The following is a 16,764-nucleotide window of genomic DNA, read 5'->3' on the forward strand; positions in this document are numbered from 1 at the left end:
ATGCTCCTCGCGAGGTCTGGCGGCGCCGGGTCGACGCCTGTGTGAGATTCTACCGCCTGACGCGCCGGACGCACCCCGTGGTTCCGGCGGTGCGTCCGTCGTGTCTACGCGTCGGAGGACGGACGGGGTGCGGCCGCCAGGCGGGCGAGCAGCACCGCCTCCGTGAGGATCGCCTTCTGGAAGACCCCGAGGTGCAGCGACTCGTTCGGGCTGTGGGCACGCGAGTGCGGATCTTCGACACCGGTGACGAGGATCTGGGCGTCCGGGAAGACCCGGACGAGGTCGGCGATGAACGGGATCGATCCGCCAACACCCGTCTCGACCGGCTCGACCTCCCAGGCGTCGGCCATGGCGCGCTTCGCCTCGGCGACGGCCCAACCGCTCGTGTCAACGAGGAACGGGCTCCCCTGGTCGACCTCGTCGATCGTCAGCTGTGCGCCGAACGGGCTGTTGGCAAGGAGGTGGGCCTCGAGTGCACGGTAGGCCTCGGCCGGATCCTGCCCGGGGGCGATCCGCGCACTGATGCGCACCGACACCTCCGGGATGAGCGTGTTCGAGGCGTTGGCCACCGACGGTGCGTCGATGCCCGTGACGGTGATCGCGGGCTGCGACCAGATCCGGCTGAGGATGGAGCCGCGTCCGATGGGCGAGACCCCCTCGGACAGACCTGACTCGGCGCGGAGCTGCGCCTCGTCGAACTCCGGGGTGACGGCGTCGTGCGAGGTGAGTCCGTCGACCGCCACCGAACCGTCGGCGTCCCACAGGGTCGCGAGCAGGGTGACCGTGGCCAGCATCGCGTCCGGCACCGCTCCACCGAGCATCCCGGAGTGGGAGGCGTGGTCGAGGGTCTTCACACGCAGCCGGAAGGTGACGTTGCCGCGCAGACCGATCGTCAGCGCCGGCGTCCGCTCGTCCCAGTTGTCGCTGTCGGCGACGACGATCACGTCCGCCGCGAGGGTGTCGCGGTGCTCCTCCAGGAAGGAGCCGAAGGACCGCGAGCCGAACTCCTCCTCCCCCTCGATGAACAGCACGATCCCGAGGTCGAGGTCGGAGCCGAGGACCTCGGTGACGGCCCGGATCGCGGCGATGTGGGACATGACGCCGGCCTTGTCGTCAGCCGCGCCCCGTCCGTAGATGCGGCCGTCTCGGACGGTCGGTTCGAACGGCGGCGAGTCCCACTTGTCGTCGCTTCCGGGGGGCTGGACGTCGTGGTGCGCGTAGAGCAGCACGGTCGGTCGGCCGTTCCGTGGTTCGCGGCGGGCCAGCACGGCGGGCTGTCCGAGCTCCGCTCCGCCGTCGATGGCGGACCGACGCACCGAGACCTCGTCGAAGACGCCGAGACCGCGGGCGAGCTCCGCGACCGCCTCGGCACTCCGCGCCACCTCGGCCGCGTCGAACGCCGACCACGACACCGAGGGAATGCGGACGAGCGCCGACAGATCGGCGATCGACGACGGCAACGCACCGGCGACGGATTCGCGCAGCCGATCGAGGACTTCCTGGTCGTTGCGTGGGTCTTGGGTCGATTCCGTCGTGGTACCTGTCGTCATGCGAGTAATCTTAAGGGAATCCCCGAATCAAGGACGTTCCATCGTGGCCAAACAGCAGAGCACCCCGGCATCAGAGCCGATCGTCGAGACCGCAGCGCAGACGGCTGAGCGCCTCGCCCGCGGCGCCAAGGAGGCGAAGGGTCGACCGACCCCGTCCCGGGCGGAACGCGAGGCGCAGAACAAGCGTCCACTCGTCCCCTCCGACCGTAAGGAGGCCTCGAAGGCGGCGAAGGCGCAGCAGGCCGAGGCACGGCGGCGGGCGCAGGCCGGTATGGCCGCCGGCGACGACAAGTTCCTCCCGGCACGCGAGCGCGGCCCGCAGAAGAAGTTCGTCCGCGACTACGTCGACGCCCGGTTCAACATCGGCGAGTTCATGATCCCGGTGATGTTCCTCGTGATCATCCTCACCTTCATGCCGGTGCCCGAGATCCAGGTCTACGGCATGCTCACCCTCTGGGTGTTCTTCATCATTGCGATCGCCGACTGCTTCTTCCTCGGCTTCCGCGTCCGGAAAGCGCTGCGGGCGAAGTTCGGGCAGGACGAGCGTGGCGTGCGCTGGTACGCCGCCATGCGCGCGCTGCAGCTGCGCCCGCTCCGTCTGCCGAAGCCGCAGGTCAAGCGCGGCCAGTTCCCCAACAAGTAGTCCCACGAAACCGAACGCCCGCCGGTCCCAGACCGGCGGGCGTTCGTCGTCGATGGCACGTTGTGCCGATCAGCGGCCCGTTCGGGCCAATCGGTCGAGCCCGCGGTTGATGTGTCGCGCCCAGAGCGGCCCGCGGTAGAGGAACGCCGTGTAGCCCTGCACCAGGGTGGCTCCCGCGGCCAGGCGCTCCCGGACGTCTTCGGCGGTGTCGACGCCTCCGACCGAGATGACGCACAACTCCGGCGGCACGATGGCCCGGATGCGCCGCAGGACGACGAGCGAGCGGGCGGCCAGCGGTGCACCGGACAGCCCACCGGCTCCGGCCGCCTCGACGACGGCGGGATCGGTGGTGAGTCCGTCGCGCGAGATGGTCGTGTTCGTCGCGATGACGCCGTCCAGGCCGAGTTCCACGACCAGTTCTGCGATGCGGTCGACCTCCGCATCGCTGAGGTCGGGTGCGATCTTGACGAGCAACGGCGTGGAACCGGCGGCGGCACGGACGGCTTCCAGCAGCGGCGAGAGCTGGTCGAGCTCCTGGAGGCCGCGGAGCCCCGGGGTGTTCGGCGAGCTGACGTTGACGACGAGGTAGTCGGCCACGGGCGCGAGGAGCGTCGCGCTCCGGACGTAGTCGGCCGTGGCGTCGGCGACGTCCACGACACGGCTCTTGCCGATGTTCACGCCGAGGACGGGTCGGCGGCTCACCCGCGCGGTCCGTTCGAGCCGACGCCTGGCCTGGTCGGCTCCCCCGTTGTTGAAGCCCATGCGGTTGACGACCGCCCGATCGGCGATGAGTCGGAACAGTCGGGGCTTGGGATTGCCCGGCTGCGGGATCGCCGTGATCGTGCCCACCTCGACATGGCCGAACCCGAGGAGTCCGAGGCCGAGGACGCCCTTGCCGTCCTTGTCGAAACCGGCGGCGACACCGAAGGGCGTCTCGAACCGCAGCCCCAGCGTCTCCACCGACTGGTCGAGTCGCGGCGCCGTCCAGCGCCTGATGACGGGGCCGAGGCCGGTCGCGGGAAGCGCACGGATGACGTCGAAGGCCAGGTGGTGTGCGCGTTCGGGATCGAGCTTGGACAGTACGTGCGAGAAGAGGAAGCGGTACACGGCTCAGAGCTCCTCGGACGGCACGGGGGCGGCGCCCGACGCGTGCTCGACGCGGAGCAGCGCGATCGCGGACTCGAAGTCGTCGAGCGATTCGAAGGCCTGGTACACACTGGCGAAGCGGAGGTACGCGACCTCGTCCAGCTCCCGCAGCGGTGCGAGGATCGCCAGACCGATGTCGTTCGCGTCGATCTGCGACGCGCCGGTGGCACGGATGGACTCCTCCACCCGCTGAGCCAGGACGGCGAGGTCGGAGTCCGTCACCGGTCGGCCCTGGCAGGCCTTGCGGACACCGCTCACGACCTTCTCCCGACTGAAGGGCTCCACCACGCCGGAGCGCTTGATCACGCCGAGACTCGAGGTCTCCATGGTGCTGAAGCGCCTCCCGCACTCGGGGCACTGCCGGCGTCGGCGGATGGCGAGTCCGTCGTCGCTGGTCCGCGAGTCGATCACACGGGAATCCGGGTGGCGGCAGAACGGGCAGTACATCAGCGGGCTCCCTCGGGGGTGGTGGGGGCGGTGGAGTCGTCCGTCGCGCGGACCTCGGCATCGACGAGCCCGAAGCGGGCCGTCACCGCCTCGCCGTGCGCCGGCAGGTCCTCCGAGCCCGAGAGGGCGACGATGTGGGCCGAGACCTGACGGAGCGCCGGTTCGTCGTACCGGACGACCTGCTGCGGCCGGAGGAAGGTGAAGGCTCCGAGGCCCGAGGAGAACCGCGCCTGGCCGCCCGTCGGAAGGACGTGGTTCGACCCGGCCAGATAGTCTCCGAGGCTCACCGGGGTGTGGTCGCCGAGGAAGATCGCGCCGGCGTTCGTGATGGCACCGAGGAGCGACTCCGGGTCGCGGGTCTGCACCTCGAGGTGCTCGGGCCCGTACGCGTTGCTGAACGCCACGGCCGCCTCGAGGTCGTCGACGAGCACGATCGCCGACTGCGGCCCGCCCAGGGCCTCGACGACGCGCGCTCCGTGACGTGTGCCTGCGGCGTACCGCTGCAGCCACTCCTCCACCGCGGTGGCGAGCGCCGCACTGTCGGTGACGAGCAGCGATGCCGCCGCCTCGTCGTGTTCCGCCTGGCTCACGAGGTCGGCTGCGACGAGCCGGGCATCGGCCCCGGCGTCCGCGATGACCAGGATCTCGGTGGTCCCGGCCTCGGCGTCGATCCCCACCTGCCCCTTCACGAGGCGCTTGGCGGCCGCCACGAAGATGTTGCCCGGGCCGGTCACGACGTCGACCGGGTCGAGGGCGAGGTCGGGTACTCCGTAGGCGAACGCACCGATCGCTCCGGCGCCGCCCATGGCGTAGACCTCGGTCACCCCGAGCAGCCCGGCGGCGCCGAGGATCGTCGGGTGGACCCGGCCGCCGAACTCGCGCTGCGGGGGCGAAGCGAGCGCCACGGAGCCGACGCCGGCCTCCTGGGCCGGCACGACGTTCATGACGACACTCGAGGGGTAGACGGCCTTCCCGCCCGGGACGTAGAGGCCGACGCGACCGACCGGGGCCCAGCGCTGCACGACGGTCGCGCCGTCGGCGAGCTCGGTCGTGCGCTCCGGCGGGACCTGCGCTCTCGTGGCGGTCCGGACCCGGTCGATGGCCTCCACGAGCGCGGCGCGCACCGCCGGCTCGAGTGCCGTGACGGCGGCGTCGATCTCGGCCTGTGGGACGCGGATCCGCTCAGGGCGTCCCCCGTCGAACCGGTCTGCCTGCGCCGAGAGCGCCTCGGAACCGTCCGCTCGGACGTCGTCGATCAACGCCTGAGCGGCGTGCGCTGCCGCGGTGATGTCGACGACGGGACGGGGCAGCATGTCCAGGAGCTCGGTGCGGCTCGGCCGCACTCCCCTGAGGTCAATGGTGGTGATCATGGCCGTCACAGCCTATCGTCCGCAGCGGTCCGTCCCGGCTGCCGCCCGCGCCCGAGCGGGGTCAGCCGAGACAGTTCGGGCCGAGCAGGGACTTCAGCTCGCCGAAGAGTCCGGACGAGAGACTGACGCGATGGGGCAGCTCGAACACCCGCGCGATCTCGCCTCGGATGAGCTTCAATCGGACCTCGGTCGACCCAGCGTGCCGCGTCAGCACATCGCTGAGCGTGGTCACCGTCTCGGTCGTCGCCCGGGCGTCCGCCATCGACAGCTGGAGCATGCGGTCGGCACCGGCCTCGGGCAGTTCGGGCGAGAAGATGCTGTACGCGTGGAGGTTCATCCCGTCGTCTCGGACACTGACCCGTCCGCGGACCACCACGATCGAGTCGCCGACGAGTTCGGATGCGAACTCCTGGTACGCCTTGCCCATGAACATGGCGGTCATCTCGCCGCCGAAGTCCTCGACCTGGATCATGCCGTACTGGTTGCCGGAGGCCTTGGCGATCCGGTGCTGGACACTCGTGACGAGCCCCGAGATCACGACGGTCTCGCCGTCCATGCCCTCGGAGGTCATGAGGTCGGTGATGGTCGTCGTGGCGTGCTTCGCCAACTCGATCTCGAGTCCGGCCAGCGGGTGGTCCGAGACGTACAGCCCCAGCATCTCCCGCTCGAAGTTGAGTTTGTCGCGCTTGCTCCAGTCAGGACGCGCGGGGACGCTCGCGAGCGGCACTTCGCCGACCTCGGCGAACAGGCTGTCGAAGTCGAAGCCGATGCTCCCGGACGCCTCGGCACGCTTGTCCTTCACGACCGAGTCGACGGCGTCCTCGTGGATCTCGTAGAGCGCACGTCTGCTGTCGCCCATGGAGTCGAACGCGCCGGCCTTGATGAGCGACTCGATGGTCCGCTTGTTCGCCACCGGCAGCGGCACCTTGCGGAGGAAGTCGTGGAAGGAGGTGAACCTGCCCTCGCGCTCGCGTGCCTGCCGGATGAGCTCCACGACGTTCGAACCGACGTTGCGGACGGCACCCAGACCGAACCGGATGTCCTCCCCGACTGCGGCGAAGAACCCGATGGACTCGTTGACGTCGGGCGGCAGGACCTGGATCCCCATGCGGCGGCACTCGTTGAGGTAGAGCGCCATCTTGTCCTTGGAGTCGCCGACACTCGTCAGCAGACCGGCCATGTACTCGGCCGGGTAGTGCGCCTTGAGGTACGCCGTCCAGTAGGAGATGACCCCGTAGGCGGCGGAGTGCGCTTTGTTGAACGCGTAGTCCGAGAACGGGAGGAGGATCTCCCATAGCTTGTTGACGGCCTCCATCGAGAAGCCGTTCGCGACCATGCCGCCGGAGAAGCCCTCGAACTGCTTGTCCAGTTCGGACTTCTTCTTCTTGCCCATCGCGCGACGGAGGATGTCGGCCTGCCCGAGGGAGAAGCCGGCGACCTTCTGCGCGATCGCCATCACCTGCTCCTGGTAGATGATGAGGCCGTAGCTCGTCGACAGGATCTCGGAGAGCGGTTCCTCGAGCTGCGGGTGGATCGGGGTGATCTCCTGGAGGCCGTTCTTCCGCAGCGCGTAGTTCGTGTGCGAGTTCGCGCCCATCGGCCCTGGCCGGTAAAGGGCGATCAGCGCCGAGATGTCCTCGAAGTTGTCGGGCTTCATGAGGCGCAGCAGCGCGCGCATCGGTCCGCCGTCGAGCTGGAACACCCCGAGGGTGTCGCCTCGGGACAGGAGTTCGTACGCACCGCGGTCGTCGAGTTCGAGGTCTTCGAGGACGAGTTCGATGTCGCGGTTGCTCTTGATGTTGTCGAGGGCGTCGTTGATGATCGTCAGGTTGCGCAACCCGAGGAAGTCCATCTTGATCAATCCGAGGGACTCGCACGCCGGGTAGTCGAACTGCGTGACGATCTGGCCGTCCTGCTCGCGCTTCATGATCGGGATGATGTCGATGAGCGGGTCGCTCGACATGATCACGCCGGCCGCGTGCACGCCCCACTGGCGCTTCAGGTTCTCGATGCCGAGCGCGGTCTCGAAGACGGTCCGCGCCTCCGGGTCGGTGTCGAGGATGCCACGGAGGTCGACCGCCTCCTTGTACCGCGGGTGCTTGGTGTCGAGGATGCCCTCGAGCGGGATGTCCTTGCCCATGACCGCCGGCGGCATGGCCTTCGTCAGTTTGTCGCCCATGCCGAACGGGAATCCGAGGACGCGCGACGAGTCCTTGAGCGCCTGCTTGGCCTTGATGGTGCCGTAGGTGACGATCTGCGCGACGCGCTCGTCGCCGTACTTCTCGGTGACGTACTTGATGACCTCGCCGCGGCGGCGGTCGTCGAAGTCGACGTCGAAGTCGGGCATCGACACGCGGTCGGGGTTGAGGAACCGCTCGAAGATGAGCCCGTGGCGGAGCGGGTCGAGGTCGGTGATCTGCATCGCGTACGCGGCCATGGAGCCCGCACCGGAACCACGACCGGGACCGACGCGGATGCCGTTGCGCTTCGACCACTGGATGAAGTCGGCGACGACGAGGAAGTACCCGGGGAAACCCATCTGCACGATGACGCGCGTCTCGTAGTTCGCCCGTTCCCGGACGTCGGCTGGGATCCCGTTCGGGTACCGCAGGTTCAGCCCGGTCTCGACCTCCTTGATGAACCAGCTCTCCTCGTTCTCGCCCTCCGGCACGGGGAACCGCGGCATGTAGTTGGCCGAGGTGTCGAAGGCGACGTCGCACCGCTCGGCGATCGCGAGGGTGTTGTCGCACGCCTCGGGATACTCGCGGAACAGTCGGCGCATCTCGTCCGCGGACTTCAGGTAGAACTCGTCGGCGTCGAACTTGAACCGGTTCGGGTCGTTGAGGGTGGAGCCGGACTGCACGCAGAGGAGGGCGGCGTGGGCTTTGGCGTCCGCAGCGTGCGTGTAGTGGAGGTCGTTCGTCGCGAGGAGCGGGAGACCGAGGTCTTTGGACAGCCTGATGAGGTCGGCCATGATCCGGCGCTCGATCCCGAGCCCGTGGTCCATGATCTCGCAGAAGTAGTTCTCCGCGCCGAAGATGTCGCGGAAGTCCGCCGCGGCCTTGACCGCTTCGTCGTACTGGCCGAGACGGAGTCTCGTCTGCACTTCGCCGCTCGGGCAGCCGGTCGTCGCGATGAGGCCGGCGCTGTACTGGCTCAGGATCTCGCGGTCCATGCGCGGCTTGAAGTAGTACCCCTCGATCGACGCCTTCGACGAGAGCCGGAAGAGGTTGTGCATCCCCTCGGTGGTCTCCGAGAGCAAGGTCATGTGCGTGTAGGCGCCGGCGCCGGAGACGTCGTCTCCCCCACCGTCGCCCCACTTGATCCTCGTCCGGTCGCCGCGCGCGGTCCCCGGGGTGATGTACGCCTCGGTGCCGATGATCGGCTTGATACCGGCATCGGTCGCCGTGCGCCAGAAGTCGAAGGCGCCGAACATGTTGCCGTGGTCGGTCACGGCGACGGCGGGCATCCCCTGCTCGACCGCGGCCTGGATGAGCGGCTTCACGCGGGCTGCTCCGTCGAGCATCGAGTACTCGCTGTGGACGTGCAGATGGACGAACGAATCGGTGGACGTGGGCACGGACGGCGCCTCCGGGGATCGTGCTGTGGGGTTCGGCGCGGACGCCGAGGTGGTCTGTGATCCAGCCTAACCGTCACCGCCGACGGTCGGCTCCGGCGATGCCGTCACGGACACCGACGGGATGGGCGGGCGTCGGCTCAGTCGAGCTCGAGCACGGACAGCGCGTGCTGGAGGTCGGCCGGGTAGGCCGCCTCGAACCGCACGAACTCCCCCGTGGCCGGGTGGGCGAACCCGAGCTTCGTGGCGTGGAGCCACTGCCGGGTGAGTCCCAACCGCGCTGACAGTGCCGCGTCGGCCCCGTACATCGTGTCGCCGACGCACGGGTGCCGCTGGGCCGCCATGTGCACGCGGATCTGATGCGTGCGGCCGGTCTCCAAGTGCACCTCGAGCAGCGAGGCGTAGGGGAACGCCTCGAGCGTCTCGTAGTGCGTGATCGACGGCTTGCCGTCGGCGGTCACGGCGAACCGCCAGTCGTGCCGGGGGTGGCGTCCGATCGGGCCGTCGATGGTGCCGGCGAGAGGATCGGGATGCCCCTGCACCACCGCACGGTAGATCTTCTCGACCTCGCGGTCGTGGAAGGCCCGCTTGAGCCAGGTGTAGGCCCGTTCGGTCTTCGCGACGACCATGAGGCCGCTCGTCCCGGCGTCCAGCCGATGGACGATGCCCGCGCGCTCGGCGGCTCCCGAGGTCGAGATGCGGAAGCCCGCCGCCGCGAGGGCACCGAGCACCGTCGGGCCCTCCCACCCGACCGAGGGATGCGCCGCGACGCCCGCAGGCTTGTCGACGACGACGATCTCGTCGTCGTCGTGGACGATGCCGAGGTCGGGGACGGCGATCGGGACGATCACGGCCTCCCGTCGAGGCGTCCATTCGATCTCGAGCCAAGCGCCGCCGAGCAGGCGATCGGACTTGTCGACCGACTTCCCGTTCATGGTGACGCCGCCGGCCAAGGCCACCTCGGCTGCGTAGCTGCGCGAGAAGCCCAGGAGCTTGGCGAGTCCGGCGTCGACGCGCTCGCCGTCGAGTCCGTCGGGGACGTACAGGCTGCGGGACTCGTTCACGGACGACCTGCGTCCGGGCTCGCGTCGCCAGGCTCCGCAGGATCGAGGACGGCCGCGTCGGCTTCAGCCTCGCGGTCCTCCGCTTCCTGGGCGGCCCGTTCACTGGCTCGCGTCGTGCGCGTGCCGTCGAGGTTGACACCGAAGAGCGTCAGGAGGATGAACAGCGCCATGCTGACCACGATGCAGATGTCGGCCACGTTGTAGATCGCGGGGAGCATCCAGGGCGTCGAAATGAAGTCGACGACGTGGCCGAGGCCGAAGGACGGCTCTCGGAAGAGGCGGTCGGTCAGGTTGCCGAGCACGCCTCCGAGGAGCAGGCCGAAGACGATCGCCCAGGCGCGCGAACGGATGCGGCGCGCGAACCAGACGATGACGACGACGACCACCGCGGCGAGGATCGAGAAGATCCAGGTGTAGCCGGCACCCAGCGAGAAGGCGGCGCCCGAATTCTTGACGAAGTACAGGACCAGCGCCTGTCCGAAGACGGGGACGGACTCACCGACCGTCAGGTTGGTGGTGACGAGGAACTTCGTGAACTGATCGGCCGAATAGGCCACGACGGCAACCAGCGCCAGGGCTGCAAGAGTCCTGGCGCTGGCCTTCGACGGTGATGCGGGAGACAACCGGGTGTCTGCGCTAGACCGCTGCGCTGTCGGCGGTGACGCCGGACTTCGCATCGGGTGCGGAGCTCGACGACGAGGCGTCGAGGTCCTTCAGCTGACCCTCGATGTAGCCGCGGAGCTGCGAGCGGTACTCGCGCTCGAAGTTGCGCAGCTCGTCGATCTTGTGCTCCAGCACGGAGCGCTCCTGCTCGAGGATCTGCATCTGTGCGCGCTGCTTGGCCTCGGCCTCGGCGACGACACGTGCCGCGGTCGCGTGACCTTCGGCGATGAGTGCGTCGCGACGCTGAGCGCCCTCTGCGACGTGCTCGTCGTGCAGGCGGCGGGCCAGCTGCAGGAGGTTGTTGGAGCTCTCGGCCGTGTTGTCGGTCGACTCGGCGGCAGGAGCCGCTGCGGGTGCGACGACCGGAGCCGGTGCGGGAGCGGGCTCAGCCTTGGCGAGCGCGGCGGGAGCGGAGGAGCCGCCCTTCTGCAGCTCGGCGACCTTGGCCTCGGCCGCGGTCAGCTTCTGCTGAACCTCGTCCTTCTCCTGGATGAGGCGACGCAGTTCGACGACGACCTCGTCGAGGAAGTCGTCCACCTCGTCCTGGTCGTAGCCTTCGCGGAACTTGGTCTGCTGAAACCGCTTCTGGACCACGTCTTCGGGAGTGAGCGCCATAGCGAACCACCTTCACTGTCGAATCGAAAATCTGTGTACAACGCCCCCACGCTAGCAAAGTCTGACCCAGTGGGTGAGACATGTTGTCAGCGTCGGAGCTTCCCGTCAGGTGACGGGCGTTCTATCGTAGCCGCACAATCGTGGTGAACCCTGCGCGGGCACCGGCGTCGGCGGCTACAGGAGCTGGACGAGCGTCATCGCGATGATGCAACACAGCATCGTGAGCGTCCAACCGAAGTCGAGCGCGACGGGACCGACCGCGACGCGCGGCAGGACACGGCGGAAGAACCGGATCGGCGGGTCGGTGACCGTGAAACTGAGCTCGGCGAGGACCAGGCCGACGCCCGACGGTCGCCACTGCGGTCGGAGTACCCGAGCCAGGTCGAGGATGAACCGCGCCCAGAGGACGAAGAAGTACAGGAGCAGCGCGAGATAGAGGATCGTGCCGATCACGGAGATGAGAGAAGCCACCCCTCGATTATGACTGAGCGAAGAAGGTCGCCTCGGTCGCTTCCGGTGCGCCCTGCCCGTTGTCGCCGGAAACGGCGACGTGCTCGGGCGAGAGCAGGAAGACCTTGCTCGTCACTCGCTCGATCTTCCCGTAGAGGCCCTGCGAGAGGCCACTGGCGAAGTCGATGAGGCGTCGGGCGTCGCCGTCGCTCATCTGGGAGAGGTTGATGATGACCGGGACACCGTCGCGGAAGCTCTCGGCGATGATCTGAGCGTCGCGGTACTGCTTGGGGTGCACCGTGAGGATCTCGTTGAGGTCGGAGCTCGGGGCGACCGGCTGGCGGACCGGGACCGGCTTGCGCAGCGGGGTCACGGGAGCGGCCTTCTCGACGCGCTCGACACGCTCTGCGCGCTCGGGACGTTCTGCCCGGCGAGGCTCGGACTGCTGCGTGGGCTCGGCCTGGGCAGCATGCTGCTGCTCGTACTCGAGATCATCGTCGGCGAGCCCGAGGTACACCATGGTCTTCTTCAGTGGGTTCGACATCGTTTCCTCCGTGATCTGCGGTCCTTGCACCTTCGAGATTAACGTCACACCGGACGATTCCCGGTGATTGCCGTGCCGATGCGTAGGTGTGTCGCGCCCGCTTCGATCGCCTCGACGTAGTCGTGGCTCATCCCGATCGACAGGCCGTCGGCCTGCGGAGCGAGGGATCGCACCCGCGCGGACGCCGCGACGACCCGCGCGAACGCGGCAGCCGGCGGCTCGTCGAGCGGGGCGACGGCCATCACGCCTCGCAGGAGGACGCCTTCGGCTTCGAGCGTCTCCGTGGCGAGCGCTTCCAGCGCCTCGTCGCCGACCACACCGCCGCGACCCGGGTCGTCGGTCAGGTTCACCTGGAGGAACACCTCGAGGAGGCGGTCCGGTGATGACAGCGCGCGCAGGAGTTCGGGGCGGTCCACCGAGTGCACGGCGTCGACGTATCGGCGCACCTGCTTGGCCTTGTTCGTCTGCAACTGGCCGATGAAGTGCCACCGCAACCCGAGTCCGGCGGCCCCCTCGGCCTTGTCGCGGGCCTCCGGGTGTCGGTTCTCCCCCACGTCGGTGACCCCCGCGGCCGCGAGCTGCTGCACGAGGGCGACCGGATGGAACTTCGTCACGACGATGAGCGTCGGCTCGTGGGTGCGACCGGCCGCACGGGCGGCGTCTGCGACGCGGCCGCGGATCGCGGCGAGGCGATCGAGCAGAGCCGGATCGGGCTCCGAAGAGCCCGATCCGGCCGGGGTGATCGTGTCGCCGCCCACTACTTCAGGAAGTCGGGGATGTCCAGCTCGCCCTCGTCGTCGAACGAGGGGTCGACGACGGCGGTCTCGACGACCGCTTCAGGCTGGCGGTGCGTCGCACCGGAGAAGGGCGAGGACGCGTTCTGCCTGGAGCCCCAGTCGCCGCCGGAGGAGACCGGCGCCGCAGCAGGTGCCGAGCGGTGCTCGGACGACTCGGAGGAAGTGTTGGCTGAGGTGCTGATCGGAGCACTGGGCGCCTCGTCCGAGGTGCTCATGACGCCGCCCGAGATGACCGCGTCGGCCGGCGATGCCGCCGTCCTGGTGAGGGGCTCACCACCGTCGAATCCGGCGGCGATGACCGTCACGCGCACCTCGTCGCCGAGGGTGTCGTCGACGACCGCACCGAAGATGATGTTCGCCTCGGGGTGCACGGCCTCCTGGACGAGCTTGGCGGCGTCGTTGATCTCGAAGATGCCGAGGTTCGAGCCACCCTGGATGGACAGCAGGACACCGTGCGCGCCCTCGATGCTCGCTTCGAGGAGCGGGGAGGCGACGGCGAGTTCGGCCGCCTTGATGGCACGATCCGCGCCCCGCGAGGAGCCGATACCCATGAGGGCGGAGCCGGCTCCCTGCATGACCGACTTGACGTCGGCGAAGTCGAGGTTGATGAGGCCGGGGGTGGTGATGAGGTCGGTGATGCCCTGGACACCGGCGAGGAGCACCTGGTCGGCGGTCGCGAAGGCCTCGAGCATGCTGATGCCGCGGTCGCTGATCTCCAGCAGGCGGTCGTTCGGCACGACGATGAGCGTGTCGACCTCTTCCTTCAGGCGGGCGACGCCGAGCTCGGCCTGGGCCTGACGGCGACGACCCTCGAAGCCGAAGGGCTTCGTGACGACACCGATGGTCAGCGCACCGATCGACTTCGCGATCCGTGCCACGACGGGTGCGCCACCGGTTCCGGTACCGCCACCCTCACCAGCGGTGACGAACACCATGTCGGCTCCGGCGATGGCCTCTTCGATCTCCTCGGCGTGATCCTCCGCCGCACGGCGTCCGACCTCGGGGTCGGCGCCGGCGCCGAGGCCGCGGGTGATCTCGCGGCCGACGTCGAGCTTGACGTCGGCATCGCTCATCAGCAGCGCCTGCGCGTCCGTGTTGATGGCGATGAATTCCACGCCTCGGAGGCCGAGCTCGATCATGCGGTTGACCGCGTTCACGCCGCCGCCGCCGATACCGACGACCTTGATGACGGCGAGGTAGTTCTGGTTTGTAGTCACTTCAGGCCTCCGTGAGAACTCTCAACCTCTAGTTAAGGTTTAAAGTTATGCTGCGTATGCATTTTCTGTCCTGAGCACGACGTTAGGGCCCAGCCTCGACCGTGTCGGGACGCTTCCGGGCGTGTCGGCACATCGACGGGAATATCCCGGTGCGCTTGCTCAGCGGACGATCGCGGCGGAGGGCGATGACACGTCGTACTGGTTCACCTGGGACGGGTCGGTGGCCGCCATCGTCTTGGCGAGGATCAGAGCCTTCTCGGCTGAGTCCTCCGCACTCCCCCATACGACCTCGGCGGGCGAGTCCACGAGTGTGAGGGTGACGTCGTCCGCGGTCGACGCCGAGACCGACGCCACGCGGGCGCGCAGATCCGTCGGCAGCGCCCGGATCACCGCGGCCGCTGCGACGAAGCCCTTGGAGGTCGGGCCACCGGTGACCATGAGCGTGGGATACCCGGTGATCGGCTGGTCGCTGCGCTCGATCGTGACCCCGGCGGCGTCGACGAGGGTGTACACCGACCCTGATTGCAGCACGCCCACCGGCTCGCGTTCGACGATCCGCACGACGAGCGTGCTCGGCGGCTGTGCTTCGAGGGAGTAGCTCGCGATGAGCGGGTACCCGACGAGTACCGCCTTGACGGCGCCAGCGTCGACCAGCGCGAGCGGGCGACCCAGCTGATCGCCGAGCGCCTCGGTGATCTCGGCCTGGTTCACCCGGCTCGCACCGACGACCTCGATGGTCCGGACGGCCAGCAGGGGCGAATAGGCTCCGGCGAGCGAGACGACGATCAGGACCCCGAGGATCGCGGCCGCGACCACCCAGGCACGGTGGCGACCCCGCTTGCGGGCCGTGAACCGACGGATCTCCTGGCGCTCGTGGCGACGTCGCAGTTTCGCGGCCTCACGTGGGGTGAGGAACGCCTCATCCTCCGGCTCGTCGGGACGCTCCAGGGTCGCCGTCGCCGAGGGGGAGGTCGTCGTCGCCGGCTTCGCGCGGCGCTTCGACGATGGCGCCACCTTCGGCGAGGTTCCGGCCGACGCCGGCTTCAGCCCCGACGACTGGGACGGTGCGCCGGCACCCGACCGCTTCGGCCGGACCCGGGCGGCGTCGAGCTCGATGACGTCCGTCTCCTGCTCGGCGACGGGCTCGGCGCGCACGCCGGCACGGTCGACCGGCGCGGACGCCGACGGTCGCGTCTGACGCTCGGGACGCGGACCGGCCGCGGGGTCGAAGCCGTCCGGGCGCTTCACCGGACGCCCATCAGACGGACTCGCGACCGGCGATGGCCTCGAGGAGCTGCGGCACGATCCGGTAGACGTCGCCGCATCCGAGCGTGATGACGAAGTCGCCGGGTCGCGCGACCGTCGCCGTGTAGTCCGCGGCGCGCTGCCAGTCGTCGATGTACGCGACGCGGTCCGCGTCGGAGAACCGGGTCGACACGGTCGCACCGGTCACACCGGGCTCGGGGTCCTCTCGCGCGCCGTAGACCTCGAGGACGACCGTGTGATCGGCGTACCGTTCGAGGGCGTCGGCGAACTCCTGGGCGAAGAGGCGGGTCCGGCTGTACAGGTGCGGCTGGTGGACCGCGATGATGCGTCCGTCGCCGACCACCGTGCGCGCGGCGGCGAGAGCGGCGGCGACCTCGGTGGGGTGGTGCGCGTAGTCGTCGTAGACGCTGACACCGTCGACGACCCCGTGCAGCTCGAATCGACGCTGCGTCCCGCCGAAGGCGCTGATGCCTCGGAGCGCGTCCGCCGGGTCGAACCCGACACCGACGAGGACGGCGAAGGCACCGGCGGCGTTGATGGCGTTGTGGCGCCCGGGCACGCGGAGGGTCGCCGCGTAGCTGGTGCCCTCATAGCTGAGCTGGAACGAGACCGGACCGGTGGAGCCGACGTCGTGCAGTCGGACGTCCGCGTCGGGGGCCTCTCCGAAGGTCAGCACGCGCTTGCCGTCGGCGGCCGCGCGAAGCGCCGGGGTGATCCGGACCGCGCCGGCGTCGTCCGAGGAGATGACGACGAGTTCGCGAGCCTGCTGTGCGAAGGTGACGAACGCCTGCTCGAACGCTTCGAGCGAGCCGTAGTGGTCCAAGTGGTCGGGGTCGATGTTCGTGATGAGCGCGACGGCTGTGTCGTAGAGCAGGAACGAACCGTCGGACTCGTCCGCCTCGACGACGAACAGTTCTCCGGCGCCTCTGGCCGAGCTCAGCCCGAGGGACTCGATCACCCCACCGTTGACGAAGCTGGGATCGGCGCCGAGCTCCAGGAGCGCCGTGATGATCATGCCGGTCGACGTCGTCTTCCCGTGGGCCCCCGCGACGGAGATGAGTCGTGTCCCGGAGGTCAGCCACGCGAGCGCCTGCGACCGGTGCAGGATCGTCAAACCCCGCTCCTTCGCGAGCAGGTACTCGGGATTGTCAGCCCACAGCGCTCCGGTCACGACGAGGGTGTCCGCGTCGCCGACATTCTGTGCATCGTGACCGATGGCGACCGGGACGCCGAGCTCGCGAAGGGCGTCGATGTTCTTCGACTCGCGCACGTCCGAGCCGGTCACGCGGGATCCGGCGCTCACGAACAACCGTGCGATGCCGCTCATCCCGCTGCCGCCGATACCGACGAAGTGCACGACGCCGAGGTCTGCGGGGATCTCGACGGTGGGGTCTGGCTTGATCACGGTGTCACGC

15 protein-coding genes are annotated in these 16,764 nt (G+C 69.0%); 1 reads left to right on the plus strand and 14 read right to left on the minus strand.

Features of this window, described 5'->3' with window-relative positions; all coding sequences use genetic code 11:
• Nucleotides 1–104: 104 nt before the first annotated feature.
• Nucleotides 105–1,550, minus strand: a complete 1,446-nt coding sequence (locus GV015_RS13765; RefSeq protein ID WP_079706004.1) for a dipeptidase — start codon at nt 1,548–1,550, stop codon at nt 105–107.
• A 43-nt stretch (nt 1,551–1,593) separates the two neighbouring features.
• Here GV015_RS13765 and GV015_RS13770 point away from each other — a divergent pair, with 43 nt between their 5' ends.
• A complete protein-coding gene (locus GV015_RS13770; protein ID WP_064296985.1) occupies nt 1,594–2,193 on the plus strand; it encodes a DUF3043 domain-containing protein in 600 nt (199 codons plus the stop codon).
• 69 nt (nt 2,194–2,262) lie between these two features.
• Here GV015_RS13770 and GV015_RS13775 read toward each other — a convergent pair whose 3' ends face one another.
• From GV015_RS13775 to murC, 13 genes are all read right to left on the minus strand, one after another.
• Nucleotides 2,263–3,300 carry a quinone-dependent dihydroorotate dehydrogenase gene (locus GV015_RS13775; protein WP_159878865.1) on the minus strand — a complete coding sequence of 346 codons (1,038 nt, stop codon included), beginning with the start codon at nt 3,298–3,300 and terminating at the stop codon, nt 2,263–2,265.
• Nucleotides 3,301–3,303: 3 nt separating this feature from the next.
• Nucleotides 3,304–3,786: a transcriptional regulator NrdR gene (gene nrdR / locus GV015_RS13780; RefSeq protein ID WP_064296987.1), complete on the minus strand. Its 483-nt coding sequence runs from the start codon at nt 3,784–3,786 to the stop codon at nt 3,304–3,306.
• Complete coding sequence (gene hisD / locus GV015_RS13785) at nt 3,786–5,156, minus strand: histidinol dehydrogenase (protein ID WP_159878866.1); 1,371 nt, start codon at nt 5,154–5,156, stop codon at nt 3,786–3,788. Before hisD ends, nrdR begins: the two co-directional genes overlap by 1 nt.
• Nucleotides 5,157–5,217: 61 nt before the next feature.
• Nucleotides 5,218–8,682 (minus strand): DNA polymerase III subunit alpha, encoded by a 3,465-nt coding sequence (dnaE, locus tag GV015_RS13790; RefSeq protein WP_194718966.1) that lies wholly within the window; start codon nt 8,680–8,682, stop codon nt 5,218–5,220.
• 191 nt (nt 8,683–8,873) lie between these two features.
• Complete coding sequence (locus tag GV015_RS13795; RefSeq protein WP_159878867.1) at nt 8,874–9,797, minus strand: RluA family pseudouridine synthase; 924 nt, start codon at nt 9,795–9,797, stop codon at nt 8,874–8,876.
• Nucleotides 9,794–10,474, minus strand: coding sequence for a signal peptidase II (gene lspA / locus GV015_RS13800; RefSeq protein WP_159878868.1), 681 nt, complete (start codon nt 10,472–10,474; stop codon nt 9,794–9,796). Before lspA ends, GV015_RS13795 begins: the two co-directional genes overlap by 4 nt.
• Nucleotides 10,434–11,075, minus strand: a complete 642-nt coding sequence (locus tag GV015_RS13805) for a DivIVA domain-containing protein (protein WP_079706011.1) — start codon at nt 11,073–11,075, stop codon at nt 10,434–10,436. Before GV015_RS13805 ends, lspA begins: the two co-directional genes overlap by 41 nt.
• A 174-nt stretch (nt 11,076–11,249) precedes the next feature.
• Entirely contained in the window at nt 11,250–11,546 is a 297-nt protein-coding gene (locus GV015_RS13810; protein WP_064296991.1) for a YggT family protein, read from the minus strand.
• A gap of 7 nt (nt 11,547–11,553) precedes the next feature.
• Nucleotides 11,554–12,069 carry a cell division protein SepF gene (locus GV015_RS13815; protein WP_079706012.1) on the minus strand — a complete coding sequence of 172 codons (516 nt, stop codon included), beginning with the start codon at nt 12,067–12,069 and terminating at the stop codon, nt 11,554–11,556.
• Between the two features lie 44 nt (nt 12,070–12,113).
• Complete coding sequence (locus tag GV015_RS13820) at nt 12,114–12,827, minus strand: YggS family pyridoxal phosphate-dependent enzyme (RefSeq protein ID WP_236555467.1); 714 nt, start codon at nt 12,825–12,827, stop codon at nt 12,114–12,116.
• Nucleotides 12,827–14,083 carry a cell division protein FtsZ gene (ftsZ, locus tag GV015_RS13825; RefSeq protein ID WP_159878869.1) on the minus strand — a complete coding sequence of 419 codons (1,257 nt, stop codon included), beginning with the start codon at nt 14,081–14,083 and terminating at the stop codon, nt 12,827–12,829. Before ftsZ ends, GV015_RS13820 begins: the two co-directional genes overlap by 1 nt.
• 159 nt (nt 14,084–14,242) lie before the next feature.
• Entirely contained in the window at nt 14,243–15,331 is a 1,089-nt protein-coding gene (locus GV015_RS13830) for an FtsQ-type POTRA domain-containing protein (RefSeq protein ID WP_159878870.1), read from the minus strand.
• A 10-nt stretch (nt 15,332–15,341) separates the two neighbouring features.
• Nucleotides 15,342–16,754 carry a UDP-N-acetylmuramate--L-alanine ligase gene (murC, locus tag GV015_RS13835; RefSeq protein ID WP_079706014.1) on the minus strand — a complete coding sequence of 471 codons (1,413 nt, stop codon included), beginning with the start codon at nt 16,752–16,754 and terminating at the stop codon, nt 15,342–15,344.
• Nucleotides 16,755–16,764 lie beyond the last annotated feature (10 nt).

This window comes from Plantibacter sp. T3 (genome assembly GCF_902506515.1).
Classification (GTDB): Bacteria; Actinomycetota; Actinomycetes; order Actinomycetales; family Microbacteriaceae; genus Plantibacter; species Plantibacter auratus.

Excerpts from the sequence above, each read along its gene's own strand:
- GV015_RS13765 (WP_079706004.1), bottom strand. The coding sequence starts at position 1,550 with ATGACGACAGGTACCACGACGGAATCGACCCAAGACCCACGCAACGAC.
- GV015_RS13815 (WP_079706012.1), bottom strand. The coding sequence starts at position 12,069 with ATGTCGAACCCACTGAAGAAGACCATGGTGTACCTCGGGCTCGCCGAC.
- nrdR (WP_064296987.1), bottom strand. The coding sequence starts at position 3,786 with ATGTACTGCCCGTTCTGCCGCCACCCGGATTCCCGTGTGATCGACTCG.
- lspA (WP_159878868.1), bottom strand. The coding sequence starts at position 10,474 with ATGCGAAGTCCGGCGTCACCGCCGACAGCGCAGCGGTCTAGCGCAGAC.
- hisD (WP_159878866.1), bottom strand. The coding sequence starts at position 5,156 with ATGATCACCACCATTGACCTCAGGGGAGTGCGGCCGAGCCGCACCGAG.
- dnaE (WP_194718966.1), bottom strand. The coding sequence starts at position 8,682 with ATGCTCGACGGAGCAGCCCGCGTGAAGCCGCTCATCCAGGCCGCGGTC.
- GV015_RS13805 (WP_079706011.1), bottom strand. The coding sequence starts at position 11,075 with ATGGCGCTCACTCCCGAAGACGTGGTCCAGAAGCGGTTTCAGCAGACC.